This window comes from Gorillibacterium sp. sgz306347, from assembly GCF_059735245.1.
Genome location: NZ_JCAPET010000001.1, coordinates 203,720 through 226,839, shown reverse-complemented (window position 1 = coordinate 226,839; position 23,120 = coordinate 203,720). Strand labels below are relative to the sequence as shown.

At 61.2% G+C, this 23,120-nt stretch carries 18 protein-coding genes; all 18 read right to left on the bottom strand.

Annotated elements, in window-relative coordinates:
- Nucleotides 1-172: 172 nt before the first annotated feature.
- Nucleotides 173-934 carry a cell division protein FtsQ/DivIB gene (locus tag AC6I6H_RS00945; RefSeq protein WP_497949665.1) on the bottom strand — a complete coding sequence of 254 codons (762 nt, stop codon included), beginning with the start codon at nucleotides 932-934 and terminating at the stop codon, nucleotides 173-175.
- Nucleotides 935-1,069: 135 nt separating this feature from the next.
- Nucleotides 1,070-2,356 carry a UDP-N-acetylglucosamine 1-carboxyvinyltransferase gene (murA, locus tag AC6I6H_RS00940; protein ID WP_497949659.1) on the bottom strand — a complete coding sequence of 429 codons (1,287 nt, stop codon included), beginning with the start codon at nucleotides 2,354-2,356 and terminating at the stop codon, nucleotides 1,070-1,072.
- A 34-nt stretch (nucleotides 2,357-2,390) separates the two neighbouring features.
- Nucleotides 2,391-3,305: a UDP-N-acetylmuramate dehydrogenase gene (gene murB, locus AC6I6H_RS00935; protein WP_497949654.1), complete on the bottom strand. Its 915-nt coding sequence runs from the start codon at nucleotides 3,303-3,305 to the stop codon at nucleotides 2,391-2,393.
- A gap of 238 nt (nucleotides 3,306-3,543) precedes the next feature.
- Entirely contained in the window at nucleotides 3,544-4,659 is a 1,116-nt protein-coding gene (gene murG / locus AC6I6H_RS00930; RefSeq protein WP_497949648.1) for an undecaprenyldiphospho-muramoylpentapeptide beta-N-acetylglucosaminyltransferase, read from the bottom strand.
- A gap of 5 nt (nucleotides 4,660-4,664) precedes the next feature.
- Nucleotides 4,665-5,762, bottom strand: coding sequence for a stage V sporulation protein E (gene spoVE, locus AC6I6H_RS00925; protein ID WP_497949644.1), 1,098 nt, complete (start codon nucleotides 5,760-5,762; stop codon nucleotides 4,665-4,667).
- A 129-nt stretch (nucleotides 5,763-5,891) separates the two neighbouring features.
- Nucleotides 5,892-7,289: a UDP-N-acetylmuramoyl-L-alanine--D-glutamate ligase gene (gene murD / locus AC6I6H_RS00920; protein WP_497949640.1), complete on the bottom strand. Its 1,398-nt coding sequence runs from the start codon at nucleotides 7,287-7,289 to the stop codon at nucleotides 5,892-5,894.
- A gap of 4 nt (nucleotides 7,290-7,293) precedes the next feature.
- The gene (gene mraY / locus AC6I6H_RS00915) at nucleotides 7,294-8,256 is read right to left on the bottom strand and encodes a phospho-N-acetylmuramoyl-pentapeptide-transferase (RefSeq protein ID WP_497950229.1); all 963 of its coding nucleotides are present in this window, start codon (nucleotides 8,254-8,256) and stop codon (nucleotides 7,294-7,296) included.
- Between the two features lie 202 nt (nucleotides 8,257-8,458).
- Nucleotides 8,459-9,886 carry a UDP-N-acetylmuramoyl-tripeptide--D-alanyl-D-alanine ligase gene (locus AC6I6H_RS00910; protein WP_497949637.1) on the bottom strand — a complete coding sequence of 476 codons (1,428 nt, stop codon included), beginning with the start codon at nucleotides 9,884-9,886 and terminating at the stop codon, nucleotides 8,459-8,461.
- On the bottom strand, nucleotides 9,883-11,364 hold the full coding sequence (locus AC6I6H_RS00905) for a UDP-N-acetylmuramoyl-L-alanyl-D-glutamate--2,6-diaminopimelate ligase (RefSeq protein ID WP_497950226.1): 1,482 nt from the start codon (nucleotides 11,362-11,364) through the stop codon (nucleotides 9,883-9,885). The genes AC6I6H_RS00910 and AC6I6H_RS00905 overlap by 4 nt, the downstream gene beginning before the upstream one ends.
- Before the next feature lie 62 nt (nucleotides 11,365-11,426).
- On the bottom strand, nucleotides 11,427-13,358 hold the full coding sequence (locus AC6I6H_RS00900; RefSeq protein WP_497949632.1) for a stage V sporulation protein D: 1,932 nt from the start codon (nucleotides 13,356-13,358) through the stop codon (nucleotides 11,427-11,429).
- 120 nt (nucleotides 13,359-13,478) lie between these two features.
- Nucleotides 13,479-15,803 (bottom strand): penicillin-binding transpeptidase domain-containing protein, encoded by a 2,325-nt coding sequence (locus AC6I6H_RS00895; RefSeq protein ID WP_497949626.1) that lies wholly within the window; start codon nucleotides 15,801-15,803, stop codon nucleotides 13,479-13,481.
- Nucleotides 15,804-15,824: 21 nt separating this feature from the next.
- Nucleotides 15,825-16,241, bottom strand: a complete 417-nt coding sequence (locus AC6I6H_RS00890) for a hypothetical protein (RefSeq protein WP_497949621.1) — start codon at nucleotides 16,239-16,241, stop codon at nucleotides 15,825-15,827.
- Nucleotides 16,242-16,295: 54 nt separating this feature from the next.
- Nucleotides 16,296-17,258, bottom strand: a complete 963-nt coding sequence (gene rsmH / locus AC6I6H_RS00885; protein ID WP_497949617.1) for a 16S rRNA (cytosine(1402)-N(4))-methyltransferase RsmH — start codon at nucleotides 17,256-17,258, stop codon at nucleotides 16,296-16,298.
- Nucleotides 17,259-17,297: 39 nt separating this feature from the next.
- Nucleotides 17,298-17,735, bottom strand: a complete 438-nt coding sequence (mraZ, locus tag AC6I6H_RS00880) for a division/cell wall cluster transcriptional repressor MraZ (RefSeq protein ID WP_497950222.1) — start codon at nucleotides 17,733-17,735, stop codon at nucleotides 17,298-17,300.
- A 150-nt stretch (nucleotides 17,736-17,885) separates the two neighbouring features.
- A complete protein-coding gene (locus tag AC6I6H_RS00875; RefSeq protein WP_497949612.1) occupies nucleotides 17,886-19,154 on the bottom strand; it encodes an adenosylhomocysteinase in 1,269 nt (422 codons plus the stop codon).
- Between the two features lie 292 nt (nucleotides 19,155-19,446).
- The gene (bshC, locus tag AC6I6H_RS00870) at nucleotides 19,447-21,075 is read right to left on the bottom strand and encodes a bacillithiol biosynthesis cysteine-adding enzyme BshC (protein WP_497949606.1); all 1,629 of its coding nucleotides are present in this window, start codon (nucleotides 21,073-21,075) and stop codon (nucleotides 19,447-19,449) included.
- 257 nt (nucleotides 21,076-21,332) lie between these two features.
- Complete coding sequence (locus AC6I6H_RS00865; RefSeq protein WP_497949602.1) at nucleotides 21,333-22,109, bottom strand: ABC transporter permease; 777 nt, start codon at nucleotides 22,107-22,109, stop codon at nucleotides 21,333-21,335.
- Nucleotides 22,106-23,095 (bottom strand): ABC transporter ATP-binding protein, encoded by a 990-nt coding sequence (locus tag AC6I6H_RS00860; RefSeq protein WP_497949597.1) that lies wholly within the window; start codon nucleotides 23,093-23,095, stop codon nucleotides 22,106-22,108. The genes AC6I6H_RS00865 and AC6I6H_RS00860 overlap by 4 nt, the downstream gene beginning before the upstream one ends.
- Nucleotides 23,096-23,120 lie beyond the last annotated feature (25 nt).

Here is a 23,120-nt window from a genome sequence, read left to right as displayed (position 1 = left end):
CACACCCGTTGCGGTTTCCCTTTTTTTGAAGCCAAAAAATACAACGACCAATTATTGCCTGTTTCCGTTCGGAAGGGACGGCCCGCTAGGCTGATCGAACACCGCAACCATAAACTCAATTTTAACATGTCTTTCATGCAATTAGTAGTCCAATTCAAGAGATTCGTCCGGTTCAGGACTCCTCCTGCGCAGGCGGGGTTTCAAAGGGCACGCCCCGGTCCTGCTCCAGCAGCCAGAGAATGCCGGTGGTCCCGTTCATTTCCTGGAATCGCTCCGTATAGGTAGCCAGATTCGGCAGTTTTTCGGCCAGCAGGCTGATGCGCGTGACGACCTCAAAACGCGAACGCGTGTAAAGCTTGATCCGGTCTTCGTATACGTTTGGAAAAGGCTTGATTTCGGAGACATCGGCAAGCAGCTCGTCCGGCAGCGAAGCAAGCGCCTGACAGAGAAGCGCCCACTCTTCATCGGTTTCCTCCCAGCCGGTGAGAATCGGGCGGTCCGAAGGAATACCGCCGTCCTTCAGCGGAAACGCCTTGCCGTTGGCCAGCACCGCTTCCGTTTGTCCCGCCGGACTCAGACGATAGGCGGCCTTGGGGTATTCCTGCACCCGGATTGCGATTTTGCCGGGAAAGGTTTTGGTCACCTTCGCCGACTGAACCGGACCGACGCTTTTCAGACCGGCTTCAATCTTCGCGGGGTTTGCGGTAAAAAACGACTGCCCGACGGTTACCCCGGACGCTTGCTCCAGCTGAACCCGGTCGGCCAGCTTTTGGCCGGAGATTTCGATGTCGGAAATTTTGCCGAGCGGGGATTGAAAGAAAAGATAGGCGAATAGAATAATAAAAAACACGACCAGCAAAGCGAGCAGCTTGCGGCTGCCGCGTTTTTTGGGCTTGCCGGGTTTTAGCGGCGGTATGCTGTCATTTGAAGGCAAGGGTGCCACCTACTTTATTCGGGATTGCGGCATGGGGCCGTGGGCCGGTTGAGGCTCCGGTCTTGGTCCGGCCTCCTTCCCGGGAAACCGGGAAGGAACGGACCCGGGCCGGGCCGCGCAACCCGCGGCGCCGGATCAGGACAATTTCTCGATCAGGGGATTTTCGTCATGCGCCGCACGGCGGATTCGCGCGCCAAGGCGCATGAGCATCCGCTCGATTCTCTCATACCCGCGGTCGATGTGATGGATTTGCTCCACAACCGTCGTTCCGTGGGCGGCGAGTCCCGCCACCACCAGAGCGGCTCCGGCACGGAGGTCGGTCGCTTCCACGGTGGCTCCGTACAAACGGGGCACGCCCCGGATAAAAGCGGAATTCAGATCGACCCGAATGTCGGCTCCCATCCGCTGAAGCTCATCGACATGCTTGAACCGGCCTTCAAAAACGGTCTCCTTGACGACGCTCACCCCGTCCGCCAGCGACAGCAGAACCATGATCAGCGATTGCAAATCCGTCGGGAAAGACGGATAAGGCGAGGTGACGATCCGCTCCATCAATTTGGGCCGGTTGCGGCACTGCACGTTCATTATATCACCGGCGCAAGCGATTTGAACACCTGCGCGCCTCAGCACATGGGTCAGCGAAGCCACGTGAACCGGATTGATCCGTTCCAGCGTGACGTCTCCCCGCGTGGCGGCCGCCGCAACCATCATCGTGCCGGCCACGATCCGGTCGGGGATGATCCGGTAGGTGCAGGAGTGAAAAGAGCGGACGCCTTCAATCGTGATGGTGCCCGTTCCGGCGCCGTAAATCCGCGCGCCCATGGCGCAAAGGAAGTTTTGCAGGTCCTGAATCTCCGGCTCCCGCGCCGCATTGTGAATGGTCGTGGAGCCCTCCGCCGCGGCCGCGGCCATCATGATGTTTTCCGTCGCCCCCACGCTCGGATAATCGAGTACGATATCCGCCCCGTGCAGCTTCTCCGCCGTACAGACAATGGTGTTTCCTTTCTCCTCCACCTTCGCGCCAAGCGCCGCAAGACCATCCAAATGAAGATTGATTTTGCGTTCGCCAATCGCGCAGCCGCCGGGCTGGTACACCGTGACCGTACCGAAGCGGGCCAGCAGCGGCCCCATCAAAAAGATGGAGGAGCGCATTTGCTTCATGAGTTCTTCGGGAATGTGCGAGGAAGCCAAACCGGCCATGTCGAGCTTCACGGTATGTTCCGCAAGCGCGGTTTTGCCTCCGAGCGAATTCAGAATGTCCAGCATCACCCGGATGTCCAGCAAGTCCGGAACGTTCTCGATCACCAGTTCCCCGTCCGTCAGTATGCCGGCGGCCAGAATGGGGAGCGCGGCATTTTTCGCTCCCTGGATCCGAACGGTTCCCGCCAGGGGTCTCCCGCCGTCGATCACCAACTTTTCCAAGAACTCACCTCCTGTAAGCTTGACGGCAGCGCGCTCAGCTTTCGTCCAGTTCGCCAGCTACCAAAACTTCAGGAGTCAATGTTATGCCGAATTTGTCGTGTACGTTCGTGCGGATTTGTTCAATCAAGGCGAGCACGTCTTTGGCGGTCGCGTTACCGGTGTTGATAATGAAGTTGGCATGAAGGGAGGATACCTCCGCTCCCCCGACACGAAGCCCTTTCAGCCCCGCCTCCTCGATCAGACGGGCCGCATGGTGGCCTTCCGGATTGCGGAAGGTGCTGCCGGCGCAGGCGAGCTGCAGCGGCTGCGTCCGCAGCCTGCGGTCCTTATGCGTGGCCATGGCGGCGGCGATTTCCCTGCGGTCGCCCGGCTCCAGCTCGAACACCGCTTCCATGACGATTCCCCGCCGCTCCTGCAGAATGGAATGGCGGTAGGAAAACCGGAGCTCGTCGCGGCTCCATACCGCCGTCTCGCCGTTTTCCAACACCACTTCCGCGCGCTGAAGCACCCGGGAAACGTCCGAGCCGTGGGCGCCCGCGTTCATGTAGACCGCCCCTCCGACGGTGCCGGGGATGCCGCCGGCGAATTCGAGTCCCGTCAATCCCTGCTTTCCCGCAAGCACCGCCAGCTTGATAAAGGAGAAGCCGCCGCCCGCGTAAATCAGGCCGTCCTGGAAACGGGCTTCCGCCAGCTCTCCGCCGAGCCGGATCACCGCGCCCCGGATGCCTCCGTCCCCCACCAGCACGTTGGAGCCGCGCCCGAGCAGAAACCACGGAACTCCGCGTTCATGCAGGATCCGCACCAGCCGGATCAGCTGTTCCTTCGTTTCGGGCGTGACCAGCACATCGGCGGGGCCGCCGATTTTCCAGGTCGTGTGCTTGGCAAGCGGTTCCTTCGGGATGCACTCCCCTACCCCGGCATTCTGCAGTTCGGTAATCAATTGCCGCATCGGTAGCCTCCTTCACAAACAGAGGCGGCAGCGCCGCCGTTCCCCCTCCATAATAATTTCGGCTGGGTGTTTGTCATGGTTATAGTGTATTTTATGTGAATCGTTAACAGAGTGTGACAGACGCCCAGCTCCCTGCCGATCTCCGCTTCCGGAGCCCGAAGGCCGGAGGCGGCGAGCATGCGAAGAGCCGGGAGGCTCGGCAGCCCGGCCCGGCCGGGACCGCTTGGCCGCCTGCCGCTTAATCGGCTTTTCCCGAAAGCCGTTCCAGCTCGCGGTAAAACAGGGAGGCGGCTTCGCTTTCCCCCATCCGTCTCGCCCGTTCGGACATCCGTCTGCGTTTGACGGGATCGTTCATGATCGCTTCCACCTCGGACAAAAGCCGTTCGCCGGTCAGCTCCCGCTCCAGCACAACCACCGCCGCCTCTTCCTTCTCCAGCCAGCGGGCGTTCGCTTCCTGATGATTGTTCGTCACGTTCGGCGACGGAATCAGGACGGACGGAATGCCGAGGGCCGTAATTTCGGCGAGGAACGACGCCCCCGCCCGGCTCGCGATCAGGGATGTTGCCGCGAGCACCTCATGCATATTATGAATGTACGGCACAATTTGGAGACGCTGCGGCAGCCGGTCCGAGCCCGCTTTGATCGCCGCCAGCGTTTTTTCGTAATACGGCTCGCCCGTGATAAAAAGAAAATGGACGCCGGGTACCCGTCCCGCAAGCGGGGCCATGGCAATCATGGCGTCGTTAATCGCTTTGGCGCCCCGGCTCCCGCCGACGACGACCACGAGCTTGTCGCCTTTTTGCAGGCCGAGCGAACGCAGCCCGTTGGCGGGGTCCGCATAAACCGCCGTTGTGGCGCGCGGATTCCCGGTATAGACCGTATGCGCGCCGGGGAAGTTCTTCTCGGACCCGCGAAAGCTCACCGCCACCGTTTTGGCGTAGCGGCTCAGGAATTTGTTGGTCAAGCCCGGGATGACGTTCTGCTCGTGGATAATGGTCGGAATGCCCAGCTTTGCGGCTGCATAGACGACCGGTCCGCAGACATAGCCGCCCGTGCCGACGACGACATCCGGCTTGAATTCGCGCAGCAGCGTCTTGGCGCGGGACACCGCCTTCAGGAATTTGACCACAGTGCGCACGTTGTCCAGACTGAGCTTGCGGCGGAAGCCGCTGATTTCGACGGCTTCAAACCGGAGCCCGGGGCAGGCCTTGGCAACGATGCCCTTTTCCAGCCCTCCGGTCGTGCCGATGTACAGAAATTCGGAATCCGGCTGCTCGCGCAGCGTTTCTTCCACGACGGACAGGGCGGGGTAGACGTGGCCGCCCGTTCCGCCGCCGCTTAATGCGATTCGCATGAGGTTCACCTCGAGTGTCGGGATATGTTAAGCAAAATGCCGATCGCGGTCAGCATCAAAGTGAGCGAAGAGCCGCCGTAGCTGATCAGCGGCAGGGTGATGCCGGTGACCGGAAACATGCCGATCACGACGCCGATGTTGATTACGACCTGTACGGCGATCATGGACGTGATGCCGGCGGCCAGAAAGCTGCCAAACGCGTCGGGCGCGCCGATGGCGGTCCGGATGCCCCGCCAGACCAGAACCGCAAACAGGAACAGAACGAACGTCGCGCCGATAAATCCCAGTTCCTCGCCGATGATGGAATAAATGAAATCGGTTTGCGGCTCAGGCAGGTAGCTGTGTTTTTGCAGGCTGCGGTTAAAGCCGAGGCCGACGAACCCGCCGGGGCCGATCGCATACAGCGACTGAATAATCTGATAACCGGACCCGAGCGGGTCCGACCAGGGATCGAGAAACCCGACAATCCGCTTCAGCCGGTAGGGTGCGGCCAGGATGAGCCCGGCAAACCCGGCGACGCCCGCCAGGCCGAGCATGCCCAGATGAAGCAAGCGGGCTCCCGCCGCATACACCACCATGAGGGAGGCGCCCAGCAGCACAACGCCGGTGCCGAGATCGGGCTGGAGCATGATAAGGCCGAACGCCAGTCCCATCAGCAGCAAGGAAGGCACGAGTCCTTTCCAGAACCGTTCGATCGGCAGCTTCCCGTCCGAAAGCAGCTTGGCCATAAACACCAGAAGTCCCATCTTCATAAATTCCGACGGCTGGATGCCGAAGGAACCGATCCCGAGCCAGCTTCGCGCGCCGCCGCGGACCACGCCGATGCCCGGAATGAGCACGAGCAGCAGCATGACAAAGCAGATCAGGAGCAGCGGCTTCGCCCACTTTCTCCAAACCGAATAATCGGTGCGCGCGGTGGCGAACATGGCGCCGACGCCGAGCAGGGCGAACAAAAGCTGCCGTTTCGTATAATAGAGCGAGTCTCCAAAGTCGTGGAAGGACAGCACGGCGCTTGCGCTGTACACCATAATGACGCCGATGGCCAGCAGCAGGAGCGCCGCGGTCATCAGCACCAGGTCCGGCAGTTTTCGGGCTTTGGCCATACGCGTTCGATCCCCTTTAACGGTTGTTCGGGACCCGCGCGAACCGGCCGCCTCCCCTTCCCGCCGGAGCATAACGGCTTTGCGCCGCAGCTTGGCCGGGGGAGGCTCGTCTTCGGTCAAGCCCCGTCGTTAAAGGTTATGCACGGACTCTTTAAACATGCTACCCCGCTGTTCGTAGGACGCGTACATGTCCCAGCTCGCGCAGGCGGGCGAAAGCAAAACGACCTGCCCCGGTTCTGCAGCGGCCGCCGCTGCGGCAACCGCCTCCCGCATCGCCTCCCGGGGGTCGTCCGAATCAATTCCGCGGACTACCGGAACACCCGCCGCTTCCCCGACCCGCAGCAGCTTTTCCCGCGTCTGTCCGAGGGCGATCAGCGCGTGCAGCCGTTCACGGAAATGCGGCAGCAGGTCGCCGTATTCCATTCCGCGGTCAAGCCCGCCTGCGATCAGCACAATTCTCCGCTCGAACGATTGCATGTCGCGGACCGTTGCCGCCGGATTGGTTGCCTTCGAGCCATTCACGAATGAGACGCCTTCGCGTTCCCGGACAAACTCCAGGCGGTGCTCCACGCCCCGGAACTCGCGCAGCTCGGCCGCAACGGCTTCGGCCGGGGCGCCCGCCGAGAACGCCGCCGCCGCTGCCGCCAGCGCGTTCTGAACGTTGTGGCGGCCAGGCACCCCGAGCTCCTCCGTACGCAGAACCCGAACGGCTTCTCCGCCCGCGGGCCGGTAAACGATCCACTCCTCGCCGCCCGCCGCCTCCAGGCAGACGCCCTCCGGCAGCTCCTCCTCCATCGAAAATGGAACGACGCGCGCCGCAAGCTGCGGCACGAGCGACCGGCAGAAGGGGTCGTCCAAATTCACGACCGCGATGTCGGCTTCGGTTTGATTGACGAACAGCTTGGCCTTGGAGCCTGCGTAGTCCTCCATCGTGCCGTGATAATCCAGATGGGTTTCGTACACGTTCAGCAGGACGGCGATGCGCGGCCGGAAGCCGACCGTTCCTTTCAGCTGGAAGCTGCTGAGCTCGACCACCATCCAGTTGTCCGGTTTCGCCTCGAGAGCGGCTTCGCACAAAGCGCGGCCGATATTGCCCGCGACAATCGGCCGGAGGCCCGCCCGGTCGAGCATGCGGCCGATCCAGGTCGTCGTCGTCGTTTTGCCGTTCGAGCCGGTAATGCCGATGATCGGAGCCGGGCAGATCCAGGCCGCCACCTCCACTTCGGTCACGACCGGAATGCCGAGCGCCGAGGCGCGTCCGACCGGTTCTGCGGAATACGGGATGCCCGGGTTTTTGACCACGAGCGCCGTGTCCGGTCCGATCAGGTCGGGCGGGTGCCCCCCGCAAACGACAGAAATACCCAGAGCCGTCAGTTCGTCGGCTTCCGGGCATTCGCTTCGGTCTTTTTTATCATTGACGGTGACGGAAGCGCCAAACGAATGGAACAATTTGGCCACTGCCACTCCGCTTCTCGCCAGTCCGAGTACAACCACGTTCCGGTTCTTGTATGTCGACGGATGCTGCATGTTTTTAAAACACCCCGTTTGCGTAGAGTCCCAGTCCGGCCAACACGATGCCGGCGGCCCAGAAGGTGATGACGACCCGCCATTCCGACCAGCCGACCAGCTCGAAGTGGTGGTGGATCGGGCTCATTTTGAATACCCGCTTGCCACGGGTTTTAAACGAGACCACCTGAATGACGACCGACAGTATTTCCATGATGAAGACGCCGCCGATGATGAACACCGCGATTTCCGCTTTCGTGATGATCGCCGCGGCCGCCAGCCCGCCGCCGATGCCGAGCGAACCGGTGTCGCCCATGAACACCTTTGCCGGGTGCGCGTTGTAGACGAGAAACCCGAGCACCGCTCCGACCAGCGCCGCCGAGAAGATGGCCGTTTCCGGATGATGCATCTTCATGGCGATGACGACAAACGCGCCGGCCGCAATCGCGCCCGTTCCCGAAAGCAGCCCGTCAAGCCCGTCGGTAAAATTGACCGCGTTGCTGAAGCCCAGCATGAAGAGCACGATCAGCGGATAATAGAACCAGCCGAACGGAATGCTGTAGTCGGTAAACGGCACGGCGATGTCCGTGGAATGCCCGTTTTGGATCAGCAGATAGCAGACCGCTCCCGCCACAAGCAGCTGGCCCAGCAGCTTCTGCAGCGCGGTCAGGCCGAGCGAGCGTTTGAAGACGATCTTGATGTAGTCGTCCAGAAAACCGACCAGTCCGAAGCCGAGCGAAGCGATCAGCAAAATAAGCAGCTCGCTGTTCTTTTCGCTGAAGCGGAGCGCGGACAGAGAAAGGGCCAGCAATATGATGATCCCGCCCATGGTGGGAGTACCTTTCTTTTTCAGGTGGGCCTGCGGCCCTTCCGCCCGGATTTGCTGGCCGAATTTCAACCGTCTCAGCACCGGGATAACCAGGGGCCCCGCAAGCAGCGCCAGCACAAAAGCGACGCCGAGCGGGAACAAAACCTCTTTGAGTTCCATCACGTTAAACACAGCTCCTTAAGTATCGGCCGGACGGCTTCCGCCTGCCGTGCGGGACAAGCGGGCGATAACCGCAAAAGGCGGGCGCCGGGAAGGGTCGTCCCCGCTCGCCGCCCGGGCTCCTTACAGCCATATGCGAAAACGGCGTTCCGCATGCCCTCACCGGATAATAGATGCATAAAAAGTTTCAAGGGGAAGACGGCTATGCGCCCATTAGCGCGAGAACGGCATCCTCCAGCCGCATGCCGCGCGAGGCTTTCACCAGTACGGCGTCGCCGGGCCGGGCTTCGGCGACCAGATCGCGGATCAGCTCCGCTTTATCGGCATAGTGCCGGACCCGGCCGGGCCCGAGCAGCCGCTCGGCTTCGCTGGCCGCATGCGCGGACAGCGGGCCGTACGTGTAAAGGCGGTCCACTCCGGCCTCTCCTGCGGCGCGCCCGACCTCGGCGTGAAACGCTTCTTCCCGCTCGCCCAGCTCCAGCATGTCGCCGATGACGGCGAGCTTGCGGTGGCCTTCCTTTAAATCGGCAAACAAGGCCAACGCCGCCTTGACGGAGGTCGGGCTCGCATTGTATGCATCGTTCAGGACCACAATTCCGTTTGGCGTAACAGTGCGTTCAATCCGCATGCCGGTCATCTCCGCCGACGCAAGGCCCTCCGCAATTTGCTTGTCGGTTGCGCCGAAGTGGCGGGCGACCGCGACGGCGGCCAGCGCATTCAACACGTTGTGCCGGCCCAGCAAAGGGATGAAAAAGGCCGTTTCGGAACGGTTGTCGCGGAAGCGCGCGCCCTCCGTTTCCATTTCGATGGCAGCCGGATACAAATCGTTGCTTTGCTGCATGCCGAAGCGCAGCGTTTGCAGCTCCTTCGGCTGCGGCATTTCCGGCATGATTTGTCCGATCAGAGGCTCGTCGCCGTTGTAGACAAACAGGCCCCCTTCAGGCAGGCCGCGCAAAATTTCGGTTTTGGCCCGGGCAATTTCCTCGCGGGACCCGAGCTGAAGCAGATGAGATTCGCCGATATTGGTGATCACGGCCGCATCGGGCTCGGCGATTTCCGCCAGCAGCGCGATTTCTCCCCGTCCGCTCATGCCCATCTCGATAACGGCGATCTCCGTGCTTTCCTCCAGCTGCAAAAGTGTGAGGGGAAGCCCGATATGGTTGTTCAGGTTGCCCGGCGTTTTATGTACGCGGAAGGCGGAAGCAAGCGCGGCGGCGGTCAGGTCCTTGGTGGTCGTCTTCCCGTTGCTGCCGGTAATGCCGACGACCTTCAGCTTTAGCCCGCGCCGGTAGCTCCGCGCCAGCCGCTGCAAAGCGGCAAGCGGATCGTCGACCAGCACGAGCGCGGCGTCCGTCTCCGGCAGCGGGCGATCCTTGTGCCAGAGCGCCGCCGCGGCTCCCGCCTCCATGACGGCCGCGAGATAATCGTGCCCGTCAAAGCGCTCTCCCCGCAGCGGAACGAACAAATTCCCGGGCTGAATCTTGCGGGAATCGGTCGACACGCCCTGGATGCGAACCGCGCCGGTACCCGCGTCCGCTCCAGGCGGCAGCCCGGCTGCGTTTCCCGTCCCTGCGGCCGCCAGCGCGCCGCCTGTCATTTCGGCGATTTCCGCCAGTGTTTTGCGAATCATTTGCAGGCTCTCCTTATGGCAGTCCGCAGCTCCTCCCGATCGTCGAAAGGATGGCGGACCCGGTTGATTTCCTGGTAGGTTTCATGGCCTTTGCCCGCAATCAATATTACATCTCCCGGGCCTGCGCGATCAACCGCTTTTTCGATCGCCTCGCGGCGGTCTTCCACCGTTTCCCAGCTCGCCCCTTCGACGGCGGCCGCCCCCGGCTCGATGTCGCGCAGGATCGCCGCCGGTTCCTCGGTCCGCGGGTTATCGGAGGTCAGGATGACGTGATCGCTGTAACGGGCCGCAATCCCGCCCATGATCGGCCGCTTCGCACGGTCGCGGTCTCCCCCGCAGCCGAAAACGGTGATCACCCGGCCCTCCGCGAATTCGCGGATCGTTTCCAGCACGTTTTGCAGGCTGTCCGGCGAATGCGCGTAATCGACCACGGCCAGGAACGGCTGCCCCTCGTCGACCGTCTCCATCCGCCCTTCCACAACGGACAGCTTCTCCAGGCTCGCTTTGACCGCCGCTAGCGGCACACCCTCCAAAAGCACGGCCGACACGGCGGCCAGCACATTGTAGACGTTAAACTTGCCGACCAGCTTCAGCCGGACCGTCTCTTCTCCCTGGAAGGTGACCAGCCGGAATTCCGTGCCCCCCGCCGTCATGCGGATATCCTTGGCCCGCACGTCGGCCTCGTTTTCGATGCCGTACGTGATGCAGGGAACCGCCGTTAAAGCCGCAAATTCGGGAAAGGCCGGGTCGTCCGCGTTAAACACCGCGTACTGCCTTTCGTCCGGGCTCGCATGAAATTCGTTGCCCAGCCGGGAAAACAGCAGTCCCTTCGCCGCCCTGTACTCCTCCATGGTATGGTGATAATCCAGATGGTCCTGCGTCAGATTGGTGAATACAGCCGTTCGGAACCGGACCCCTTTTACCCGTCCCAGGTGCAGCGCATGGCTGGACACCTCCATGATGCCGTAACCGGCCCCGGCCTCCGCCATGCGACGGAAGCTGCGCTGAAGCGCGAGCGCTTCCTGCGTCGTGTTCGGCGTGTCCAGCCTGGTGCCGGCGATCACGGTACGGATCGTGCCCATGAGCCCGGTGACGTGCCCCTGATCCATCAGGATTTCGTTGATGATGTTGGTCGTCGTCGTTTTGCCGTTGGTGCCCGTCACCCCGATGACCCGAAGCTCCCTTGTCGGGTAGCCGTAAAAATGGCTGGCGATCGCCGCCGCAGCAAAATGGCTGTCCTTGACGATCAAGACCGGAACGCCCGCGTCGAGCGGGCGCTCGGCCACGACGGCCGCCGCTCCGCGCGCAACCGCCGCTTTTGCGTAATCGTGTCCGTCCACTGTAAACCCGGGCAGGCAGATGAACAGGTCGCCCGCCTCCACCCGCCGGGAATCCGTCTCCACTCCCGTAATCTGAACCAATCCGTCGCCGGTCAAGCGGGCGACCGGAAACAAAGAAGCGATATCCGCTAGCCGCATCTCCGTTTTCCCCAATCCTTCCCTGCTTTTATCCATACTTGTATCTCCATTCTCGATTGCCTTTAATCTTTGGTTTCCGTGCCGGACAGAAAAATCCGGATGGTCGCCCCTTCGTTCACCCGCGCGCCGGGCTTTGGAACCTGATTGACGACCACGTTTCCGTTCCCGGACTTGGCGAGCCGGAAGGAGGAATTCAGATCCTCGTACAGGTCGGTCGTCGTCATTCCCACTAGATTCGGCACCTCCACCGTCCGCACGTCGCCGTAGGTATATTCCCGGGCGAGCTGATCCTTCCGGGGTTCAACGCCCAAATAGCGCAGCGCGTCGGCCATAATGTTCTTGACCAGCGGCGCGGCGATCAGACCGCCGAACTGGATGCCCTGGGGATTGTCGACGGCCGCGTAAACGACCACGCGGGGATCGTCCGCCGGCGCAAAGCCGATAAAAGAAACGATGTGCTCGGTGGCGGAGTAGCGCCCGTTTACAACCTTTTGCGCCGTACCGGTTTTCCCTCCGACCCGGTAGCCGTCCAGAAAGGCGTTTTTCCCTGTGCCCTTGGCGACTACGCTTTCCAGCGTTTCGCGGACCTGTTTGGAGGTTTCGGCGGAAATCACCTGGCGTTTGGCTTCCGGCTCCACCTGCTTGACAAGCCGCCCCGTGTCCGGGTCGTACCACGCTTTGGCCACGTGGGGCTCAAACAGCGTGCCGCCGTTGATCGCCGCCGACACGGCCGCGATCTGCTGAATCGGCGTGACGGAAACCCCCTGGCCAAACGAGGTGGTCGCCAGCTCGACCGGACCGACATTATTCAGCTTGAACAAGATGCCGCTCGCCTCTCCGTTCAGGTCGATGCCGGTTTTTCGTCCGAAGCCGAAGCGGTTGATGTAATCGAACAGGGTTTCCTTCCCCAGCCGCTGGCCCATCGTCACAAAACCGGGGTTGCAGGAGTTTTCCACCACTTCCAGCATGGTTTCGCTGCCGTGGCCGCCCCGCTTCCAGCACCGGAGACGGGCGCCGGCGACTTCAATGCTGCCCGGATCGAAAAAGCGCTCGGTCAGGCTGATTTTTTTCTCCTCCAGAGCGGCCGCCAGGGTGATGATTTTAAACGTCGAGCCGGGCTCGTACGTCATCCAGATCGGCAAATTGCGGTTGTAAACATCCGCCGGGTAATCCCGGAAATGCTCCGGGTCGTACGTCGGATTTCCGCCCATGGCCAGAATTTCGCCGGTTTTCGGGTCCATCATGATCGCCATGGCCTGGTGCGCGCCCGTTTGCGCCATCGTCTGCTCCAGCTCCCGCTCAAGTACGGACTGCAGGTAGCTGTCGATGGTCAGCTGCAGGTTCAAGCCGTCCTTCGGCTTGGTATATTCCTCCGATGAGCCGGGCATCCGCTTGCCGCCGGCGTCGGAAAGGAACGACACGCTCCCTTTTACGCCGGACAGCTCTTTGTCATACTTGGCTTCAACACCGGTAAGCCCCTGGTTGTAGCCGCCGGTAAACCCGAGAATATGCGCAGCCAGCTGCCCGAACGGATAATAGCGCTTGTTGTCTTCGGCCACCACGACGCCGGGCAGGTTCAGCGCCCGCACCTGAAGCGCCTTCTCCTCGGAAAGCTTGCGCCCGCCGGGCTTGATGTCCACCAGCATACTGTTCTTTTTGGTAAGGGCCTTGAAGACGCTCTCCTCGGACATTTGCAGCACCGCGGCCAGTTTGCCCGCCGTCGCCCGCTTATCCTTGATCTGGGCGGGAACCGCAACGATCGAAGGAGCGCTTATGTTGTAGGCCAGCTTCACGCCGTTCCGGTCGAGAATTTCGCCCCGCTTGGCCATATAGGGAATTTCCCGTCTCCAGGAATCCTCGGCTTTCGCAGCCAGCTCCGGCCCCATCCACAGCTGAACATACGCCAATCGTATCACCAATGCCGCGAAAAGGACACCCCCGCCCAGCATGGAAACCCAAAGCCGGCGGCGGATCGTAACGCCCGATATCCGCATAGGCGGCAATCCCCCCTTGTCCCGAAATGGTCATGATCCGTTCTTTCTCATGACTATTCGTCCCAAGAGGGGGATAGAACAAGCTTTCCGGGCCGGGTGCCGCACCCGGGGCGGCTTCCGTCAGCCGGAGCCCGCACCGCCTTGGGCGGCGTTCGGGTCCGCCGCGCCGGAAGCATCCGGTGCAGTGCCGGAACCTTCGCCGGTATCGGGCGCAGGCGATCCGTCCGTCCCGGACGGAGCCGCGCTGATCGGCAGCAGCGTCAATTCCAGTATTTTGCGGCCGTTTTCCGTCCGCACCTTCTGTCCGGTGACAAACCCTTCCCCTTTCACCTCGTAATCCATCTGAAGCAGTCCGGCGATTTCCACGGCATCGCGCAGGGACAGCCCCGTGAGGTCCGGCACCGCCGCCTTGCTCGCGGCCCCCGCGACCAGAATCACGCTATCCCCGGCATTCAGCTTTGCTCCCGCGGCCGGGAGCTGGCGCGTGACCTTGCCTCCGTCACCAAGCAGCTGCGCTTTCAGCCCCAATGCCTCCAGCTTCGCTTTGGCGTCGGCCGCCGTCAGGTTGGCCAGGGCGGGCACGGTGATTTCAGCCGCCTGCTTCGTGGCTTTCGAATCTCCGGTTGAGGTCGGAATCGCCAGGTAAGTCAGCGTCTCCGCCATCATTTCTTTGAATGCCGGAACCGTGACTTCCCCGCCCAAATGGTAATCGCCCCGGGGCAGCGGCTGGTCCGCCATCACGACGATGACGATTTGCGGGTCTTCTACCGGCGCAAAGCCGGCAAAGGTAAACAGCCACGTGTCATCCGAATAGCCTTTCTGCCCTTCCGGCACGATGTTGGCCGTGCCGGTCTTGCCGGCGATCCGGTAGCCGCTGATCGCCGCGTTCAGCCCGGTGCCGTGCTCATCCGTCATGACGTGCTCCAGAGCGAGGGCCGTTTGGCGGGCCACCTCGGCCGGCACGACCTGGCGCACCTCCTGCGGCCCGAAGGATTTGACGATTTCGCCCGTTTCCGGATCGGAAATTTCTTTGATGACGTAAGGCTTCATCAGCTTCCCGCCGTTTGCGATGGCGGCATAGGCAGCCGCTTCCTGCAGCAGAGTGACCGATACGGACTGGCCAAAGGTTGCCCGGGCGTAGTCCGACTCGTATTTGAACGACGTATTGCCGGACGCTTCGCCCTTCAAGTCGATGCCGGTCGGCTGGCCGAAGCCGAACTTCTCGACGTAGCTTTGGAACTTTTCTTTTCCGAGGCCGCCGTAGCCGAGCTTTGCGAACAGCACGTTGCTGGACCGGACAAGGCCTTCCATGTAATCGATGGTGCCCCAGCCGCTCCAGTTGTGGTCGCGGATTTCCCGCATTTGATCGAATTTGATGACGCCCGATTCAAAGAATTTTTTGTGCGGATCGCCCCACAGCCCCTGCTCGATCGCGCCCGCCAGGGTCACGATCTTGAACGTCGAGCCAGGCTCGATCTGGTCGGCAATGGCCCGGTTGCGGAAGGCGCTTTGATCCTTCGCCGATTCCCAGAACGTATTGGGGTTATAGTCCGGCGTGTTGGCCATTCCCAGAATCTCCATCGTCTTCGGGTTGACGGCGATGGCGCTCATGCTTTTCGGCGTGTACTGCTCGGTGTACTTGCGCAGCGTCTTTTCCAAATAATATTGAATGTTCTGGTCAATGGTCAGCTTGGCGTTTTTACCGTTCACAGCCGGCGTAAGGGTCGCTTTGGAGCCGGGGATTTCGACGCCCTTCAGGTCCGTCTCCAGCACGAGCCTGCCGGGCGTGCCGGCCAGATACTCGTCCAGCTGCTTCTCCAGCCCCATGACCGCTTCGCCTTCTTTGTTGACGTAGCCGAGAACATGCGACGCCAGCCGCTCGTTCGGGTAGGTGCGCTTTTGGGTTTCCCGGGTATAGATGCCGACGATTTTGTATTTGCTGTCCTTTTTGTTTTCCTTGAGCTCCTGCTGCAGCCGCTCGACCAGCTGATCGATTTCCGCTTTCTTCTCGGCGTCGATTTTCCAGCCCTCGTTGCGAATTTCCACCTCAACCAAAAAATCGCTGCCGTCCGCTTTCTTTTTGGTCATGGCGGTGTACAGCCGTTCCTCCAGATCGGCGGCGTAGGCGGCGTCATCCTTCTCCTTCAGCACCCCGGCCAGCCCTTTGGCTGCTTCGCGCGCAATGCCGCGGTCGTTGATCTGCTGCGGGTTGACATAGACCGTATACGCCGTCGTTTCCTCGGCGAGCGCCCGGCCGTTGCGGTCCAGAATCGAGCCGCGGACGGGCTGGAGAAACTCCTCCTCCCGCCAGACCGACTCCGCCTTCTGGCGCAGGTCCTTCGCCTGCACGACCTGAATCCAGTAAATTTTCCCGACGACCACGAAAAACAAAACGAAAAAAAAGATGCCGATCAATAGAGACCGGACTTTGAGCTGTTTTTCCATTGGGGGTTCTCCGTACGGTTTTTACTCGCGGGCTGCGCCGCTGTTATCGGCTGTGCTTGTATTGGAACCATCCGTCTTCGGCTTCTGCTCTTCCTTGACGGGCGAAAGCCCGTCATCCGGCGCCTGCAGCCCCAGCGCCAGCGGGTTTTTGACTTCCCCCAGCTTCTGCCGGAGCTCGCCTGCTTTGGTTTCCGCGAGGCGGATGTTTTTGTTCGTTTCCAGAACCTGCTTGTTCACTGCGTAAATTTGCGAGTTCAGCATCACCAGCCCGCCCAGAAGGCAAAGAAATACGGTGCTGATGCCCAGGTAAAACAGTTTTTCCACCGCCGTCAGCTTGAACGTTTTCGCGGCTTGTGCCGGTTTCTTGCTGCTGCGCGTCTTGGGTGCCTGTTGTCTCTCTGCTTCTCTTACCGCCAAGTTCCCCTGCGTATACGCCAAGATGATCTCCCTTTCCTGCGATTAAATGATAACCGGCTTATTTTTTCTCTCTGTTTACGACAATTCCAGCTTCTCCGCGATTCTCAGCTTCGCCGAACGGGCGCGCGGGTTATGCTCAAGCTCCGCTTCCGACGGCTCGATCGGCTTCCGGTTCACCAGCCGGAGCTCCGCCTGGTGCCCGCAAACGCAAACCGGAAAGTCCGGCGGGCAGACGCATTTGCCGACGTATTTAGCCAGAGTCTGCTTGCAAATGCGGTCTTCCAGCGAATGAAACGTGATGACCGCCACGCGCCCTCCGGGCGCCAGACAGCGGATCGCGGCCTCCAGCGCGTCCTCAAACGCGCGCAGCTCGTCGTTTACGGCGATCCGGAGCGCCTGAAAGCTGCGCTTGGCCGGATGACCGCCCGTTCTCCGGGCCGCCGCCGGAATGGCTTCCTTCACGAGCTCCGCCAGCCGCAGGGTGGTTTCGATCGGCTTTGCCGTCCGTTCCTGCACGATGCGGGCCGCGATGCGTCGGGAAAATTTCTCTTCCCCATAGGCAAAAAGGATGCGGGCGATATCCGCCTCCTGCCACGTATTTACAATCTCTTTGGCTGTGAGGGAAGCGCTTCGGTCCATGCGCATGTCCAGCTCCGCTTCCTGGTTGTAGCTGAACCCGCGTTCGGCTTCGTCCAATTGCGGGGACGAGACGCCCAGATCGAACAGAATGCCGTTCACTTGGGGCCGGCCGTCGCCCGACACCGGGACGTTTTGCTGCCTCAGCGCGTCTTCTATGTACCGGAAGTTGCTTTTGACCAGGGTGACGCGGTCTTTGTTGGCGGACAGCTTGCGCTCCGCATTCGCCAAGGCCGTCTCGTCCTGATCGAAAGCGATCAGCCGTCCTCCGGGGCCAAGCCGCGATGCGATAAGCCCGCTGTGCCCCGCTCCTCCGAGCGTACAATCCACATAAATGCCGGAGGGATCGATGTTCAATCCGTCCACCGCTTCTTCCAATAAAACTGTCACATGATGAAACACGGCTTTGTCCACCCTTCTCTCTCGCAATCTTTCCGGCCGCTACAGATTAAAGTCGAAGTCGACCAGCTTCTCGGCAATCTCGTTGAACGTTTCCTCCGATTGCTTCGAATACTCGGTCCAGACGTCCTTGCTCCAAATTTCCACCCGGTTCGAAACGCCGATCACTACGCAGTCCTTCATCAGCTTGGCGTGATCGGTCAGGTTTTTGGGCAGGTTCACCCTTCCCTGCTTGTCCAGCTCGCATTCCGTCGCCCCCGAAAAGAAAAACCGGGTAAACGCGCGCGCATCCGACTTCATCAGGGAAAGAGACTTCAGCTTTTGCTCCATAAGCGACCATTCGGAGTTAGGGTAAACAAACAGACATTGATCTAATCCGCGGGTAACGACAAAAGTGGCCCCGAGCTCTTCCCGGAATTTGGCGGGCACAATCAAACGGCCTTTTTCATCGATGGTGTGTTGAAACTCGCCCATGAACACCGATTGACCGCCCCTCTCCCCCACTTTGCCCCACTTCGCACCACAGATTATATAAGGTATTCTCGGGAAAAGCAAAAAATCCTGCCGGGTCGGCAGGATTTTTGAGATTTCTTTATAAAGGAATGAACCGGAATATCGCCTGGTCCGCGCTTAATGCTGCTGCCAGCCGGCCAGGTAAGCTTTTTGCTCCTCGCTGAGCACGTCGATGCCTGCGCCAAGGGATTCCAGCTTGTATTGGGCGACCTGGGCGTCCAGCTCGTAAGGCAGGTTGAGCACGCGGGCGCCGATCGTTTGATACTGCTCGTTGACGTATTTCAGCGCCAGGGCTTGCAGCGCAAACGTCATGTCCATGATTTCCGCCGGGTGGCCGTCGCCGGCCGCCAGGTTGACCAAACGCCCTTCCGCGAGCAGGTACAGCTTGCGGCCGTCGCGCAGGCGGTATTCCTCGATGTTGCGGCGCACGGTGCGCTTGGACTCGGACAGCGCCAGCAGCTCCGGCTTGTTGACTTCGACGTCGAAGTGGCCGGCGTTGGACAGAATCGCGCCGTCCTTCATCACTTCATAGTGTTCGCCGCGGATGACATCCTTGTTCCCCGTTACGGTCACAAACAGGTCGCCGAGCTTGGCCGCTTCCGCCATCGGCATGACGGCAAAGCCGTCCATGTACGCTTCCACGCCCTTGATGGCGTCGATTTCGGTGACGATAACGTTCGCCCCGAGGCCTTTCGCCCGCATGGCGACGCCTTTGCCGCACCAGCCGTAGCCGACCACGACAACCGTTTTGCCCGCCACTACCAGATTGGTCGTCCGGTTGATGCCGTCGAACACCGACTGGCCGGTGCCGTAGCGGTTGTCGAACAAATACTTGCAGTAGGCGTCATTGACCGCGACCATCGGGAATTTGAGGGCGCCTTCCTTCTCCAGCGCCTTCAGGCGGAGAATCCCGGTCGTCGTTTCTTCCGCGCCGCCGCGCACCGTCGCCAGGAGGTCCGTCCGCTCCGTGTGCAAAAGCGTCACCAGATCGCCGCCGTCGTCAATGATCAGATCCGGCTTCGTCTCCAGCGCTTTGATCAGCAGCGCCTTGTATTCCTCCGGCTCCGGGTTGTACTTGGCGAACACAGTGATGCCGTCCTCCACCAGCGCGGCGCAGACGTCATCCTGCGTGGACAACGGATTGCTGCCGGTGATGGCGACTTCGGCCCCGCCCGCCTGCACGACTTTGGCCAGATAGGCTGTCTTCGCTTCGAGATGGAGCGAAATGGCGACCTTCAGCCCCTTAAACGGCTGCTCGGCTTCAAACTGCTTTTTGATCCGGTTCAAAACCGGCATGTGGGCGTCGACCCAGTCAATCTTCAGATGGCCTTCGGGCGCGAGACTCATGTCGGCTACGATGCTTTTTTCTTTTGCGTTCGTGCTCATAACGTTCCTCCTTCTAATAAATGAAATGAACTTGCCGGGTCGGGTTTCGCAGGTTCCACAAACCTTATCGGTTATTGCAAAACCGGTCCTGCGGCGGATATGGACTTTCGGCCGCTGTTGTTTTCAATTTTCCTGAATGAAGTTTCAGCCCGCGGTGGAAAATCGAAAACAAAGGCGAACGCTGGCGCTCCTCAAATCCAAATCCCCTCCGGCCCGGCTTTGCTGAACCGATCGGAACTTACTGAAAGTTATTCCATTTCCTATTATATAAGCTCAAACATGCGACTCCGTATTACAAATACAAAAGCTGATGCTCGCCAAAGCTGCCCGACGCGTCTTCTGCAAGTTCGTCCAGCCAGCCGTGCCCGTATTTGACCAGATAGCCGAGCGGATTGTATACGCGCTCCTGGCGTTTGCCGCCGGGGAACAGGGACAGCGCGATCCGGTCCCACTGCCGGAGGGCGGCGTCGAACTGCGAGCGGTTCGCTTCGGTCGACCGCGCCTCCAGAAATTCCATCTGCTCGATTACTTTGAGCAGGTTGACGCCCGCCAGCTTCGCCATGCCCGGGTTAATACCGGAAACGGCTTCGACCACCGGCTCGTAAAGCTTGCGAAAGCCTTCCTTGGCTTCGGCAAAAAGCTGCTCCAGCCCGAGCCGGTCCTGCTCCTTCAGCCAGGCTTCCTTTGCTTCGTCAAAGCGGCTGGCCACGTCCTCAAACGACAACCCGTACTTCCGCATATGCTTGGCGACGGTTCCTTCGACCAGCGTAAAGCTTTTGCGCGGGAGCAGGATCGGCATCCGCATGCCCATGGCGCGGAACGCTTCCCGCGTCATGCCCCAATAGGCGATTTCGCCCGGACCCAGCACGACCGACAAAACAGGGAACAGAAACTCCTGCATGAGCGGCCGCGTCATTACGTTGTTGCTGAGCGAATGCGGGGATTCGGCGGCCAGCGCCAGCAGCTGCTCTTCGGTATACAGCGCCTCGCCCTTGCGGTCGGCAAACCCGCCGCCGCGCTCGTACAGCAGCGTGCGCTCGCCGTTCTCGCGAAACACAAACAGGTTGGCGCAATCCTCGTGCACCTCGGCCTGCGGCTCGTACCCGAGCGCCTGCACCCTGCTTTCCCCCGCCTGAAGCGCTCGGGAAAGCGGCCGGCGGTTTTCAATCAGCCGCCGAAAAAACGGAGCCTCCGCCTGCCGGAGCGCGGGATCGTCGGAATCGAGCAGCACGAGCCCGTGCTTGCCGAGCAGCCAGGCCAGCAGCCGGCCGAACAGTTCGGTGAGCGTGGCCGATTCGTGCGCAAACGCCGTGGCGCGTTCCAGAATCGGCGGCTTAAACTCGGTATCCAGCAGCGCCTCGTCCAGCGCCGCCAGCACCGGCTCCCATTCGGCGATCCGGAGCCGGCTGATCGAGGTGCGGATCTCCGGCTTCGGCTCAAGAGCGATCCTCGCCATTTCCTGCCGCGGCGTCAGAAATTGCGCATAATGGACCTCATCGAAATCGTGATCCTCCCCCGCGATCCAGAAAATCGGCACGACCGGGCGGCCGAGCCGCTCTTCCGCCTCTTTGGCCGCGTGGAGGATGGATACCGCTTTGTACAAAATCATCAGCTGGCCGGTAAACAGGCCCGCCTGCTGCCCGCCCGTCACGACGAGCGCCCGCGGATCGCGCAGCCGTTCCAGTTGCCCGATGGCTTTCGGGGCGTTGCCCATCCTCCGGTTGAAGGCCAGCAGCGCGTCGACCGTCTTCTCCCGGTCCGCCAACGGAAAAGCGCCCCGGTCCAGCCACTCCGCCCGTTCCCCGAGCGAAGCCCCGTTCCGGGGATCGTATTCGTAAAGCTCCGCGGTTTGTTCAAACCGCCGGATATAATCTTCGGACAGCGGCTGTCCGTTCTTCAGCGCATAAAGTTCCCGTATCAACAAACAGCCCCCATTTCGCTTGCCGCGCATGCGGCACGTCACATCTGATTGTACAGAAGGGCCCTGAAAAATACAACCGGACGAAGCGTCCCGGCCGCCTCGCCGGAACGGTTTCAGACATAGGCTGGCCGCACCGCTTCAACGCCCGAATCGCCGCTCAACAGCTGGTTTCCCGCCCGTCCGGGTGCGTAAAAAAAGCCTTCCGCCCAAAGACGGAAGGCTTTTTCCTGCGGGCAGCCGGCGAAAGCCCCGCCGCCTCAGCGTTTGGCAAAGGCGGTGCGGATGCTCGCGACCGAAAACAGCAGCGTAACCAGAACCACCGCGCCGACAACGGCGAAGCCGAGGCCGACGTCCGCGCCGGAGATGCCCGTCAGCCCGTCCCTCATTCCCTCGAAGGTATAGGTGATCGGGTTGATTTTGGCGGCTGCTTTCATCCAGCCTACTTCGAGCATGTCGTACGGAACAAACGTCGTGCTGAGGAACAGCAGCGGAAACATGATCATGGTCGCCATTTGCGCCGAGGAGGCGTTCGCCGTCCGCAGTGCGATGGCGATCGAGAAAGCCGCGAAGGCGATCCCCCAGCCCATCGTCAATGCAAGCACGATCAGGATGCCGACTATCCCCTCGGCCAGCTGCATTCCGAACAGCGCGCCGACGCCGATCAGCACGAGCGAGACGGCCAGAAGCTGGAGCATGCTGGCAATTGTCGGCCCGAGAATGATCGCGAGGCGGGAGGACGGGGTGAGGTAAAGGCGATTGAAATAGCCGTTTCCGATATCCTTCACCAGAACGAGCCCCGCGTCTCCCGATCCGCCGACGGCGCCCGACAGAATGCACACCGGGAGCACAAAAGCGAGGTAATCCGACGACTCCCCGAAGGTGGGCACGCCGGTGACGCCGCTCAAGCCCGAATAGTAGATGGCGAGAAAAAACAGGCTCATGCCGAGGCTCATCATGAACGTCCCCGGATTGCGGAGCGTATGCAAGACGCTGCGCTTCACCATAACATGAGTTTGCGTGAAAAAGCCGCTCATACGCTCATTCTCCTTTCCGGCTCCGCCGTTTCCGCCGGCGGGAACGGTGGCAGCGCATCCCGGGTCACGTGAAGGAACACGTCGTCCAGGGACGGCGCAAAGGTCTGGACATCCTGCGGGTATACCGCTTCGCCGGACAGCGCTTCAAGCAGCCGGGGAAGCAGCGTCTCTTTTTCCTCGCCGTATACCGTCAGCTGTCTGCCGTCCGTATCGCAGGGGCCGGCCAGGGAACGGACCGCTTCGCAGGCTTTTGCCGCCTCGTCCTCGGAAGCGAAGGTGAAGGCGACCTTATCCAGCGCTACCTTCCGCTTCAGCTCTTCCTTCGTCCCTTCCGCCACGAGCAGCCCTTCCCGGATGATGCTCACCCGGTCCGCCAGCTGATCGGCTTCCTCCAGGTACTGCGTGGTGAGAAAAATCGTCGCGCCGTATTCCTTGTTCAGCTTGCGGATTTCCTCCCATACGCCCCGGCGGCTGACCGGATCAAGGCCGGTAGTCGGCTCGTCGAGAATGAGAATATCCGGGCGGTGGACCAGCGTGAGCGCCAAATCGAGCCTCCGCTTCATGCCGCCGGAATATTTCCCGCTCGCCTGCTTGGCCGCTTCGGTCAGGCCCATCAGCTCCAGCAGCTCGTCCGCGCGGCCCGCCGCGGCTTTGGCGGACAAACCGAACATCCGCCCCTGAATCACCAGAAGCTCCCGACCGGTCATCAGCGGATCGATGCCGGTTTCCTGCAGGGCCACGCCCAGCTTGCAGCGCACGCCGTGCGGGTCTTTGGCGGCGTCGACGCCCGCCACCTCGATCCGCCCGGAAGTCGGCGAGATGAGCGTGGCGATCATCTGCACCGTGGTGGTCTTGCCGGCCCCGTTCGGCCCGAGGAAAGCGTAAAATTCTCCCCGGTTCACCTGAAAGGAGATGCCCTTCACCGCTTGCACGCCGCCTTTGTAGTGCTTGGTCAGGTTGGACACGTAAATCGCTGAGTCCGACACTCAAAATCCCTCCTAACGTTGGTTA

What these genes read in the sequence shown, in the direction of transcription:
- murB (WP_497949654.1), bottom strand. Translation starts at nt 3,305, where the DNA reads ATGCGGCAATTGATTACCGAACTGCAGAATGCCGGGGTAGGGGAGTGC.
- murG (WP_497949648.1), bottom strand. Translation starts at nt 4,659, where the DNA reads ATGCGAATCGCATTAAGCGGCGGCGGAACGGGCGGCCACGTCTACCCC.
- spoVE (WP_497949644.1), bottom strand. Translation starts at nt 5,762, where the DNA reads ATGGCCAAAGCCCGAAAACTGCCGGACCTGGTGCTGATGACCGCGGCG.
- murD (WP_497949640.1), bottom strand. Translation starts at nt 7,289, where the DNA reads ATGCAGCATCCGTCGACATACAAGAACCGGAACGTGGTTGTACTCGGA.
- mraY (WP_497950229.1), bottom strand. Translation starts at nt 8,256, where the DNA reads ATGGAACTCAAAGAGGTTTTGTTCCCGCTCGGCGTCGCTTTTGTGCTG.
- AC6I6H_RS00910 (WP_497949637.1), bottom strand. Translation starts at nt 9,886, where the DNA reads ATGATTCGCAAAACACTGGCGGAAATCGCCGAAATGACAGGCGGCGCG.
- AC6I6H_RS00905 (WP_497950226.1), bottom strand. Translation starts at nt 11,364, where the DNA reads ATGCGGCTAGCGGATATCGCTTCTTTGTTTCCGGTCGCCCGCTTGACC.
- AC6I6H_RS00900 (WP_497949632.1), bottom strand. Translation starts at nt 13,358, where the DNA reads ATGCGGATATCGGGCGTTACGATCCGCCGCCGGCTTTGGGTTTCCATG.
- AC6I6H_RS00895 (WP_497949626.1), bottom strand. Translation starts at nt 15,803, where the DNA reads ATGGAAAAACAGCTCAAAGTCCGGTCTCTATTGATCGGCATCTTTTTT.
- AC6I6H_RS00875 (WP_497949612.1), bottom strand. Translation starts at nt 19,154, where the DNA reads ATGAGCACGAACGCAAAAGAAAAAAGCATCGTAGCCGACATGAGTCTC.
- AC6I6H_RS00865 (WP_497949602.1), bottom strand. Translation starts at nt 22,109, where the DNA reads ATGAGCGGCTTTTTCACGCAAACTCATGTTATGGTGAAGCGCAGCGTC.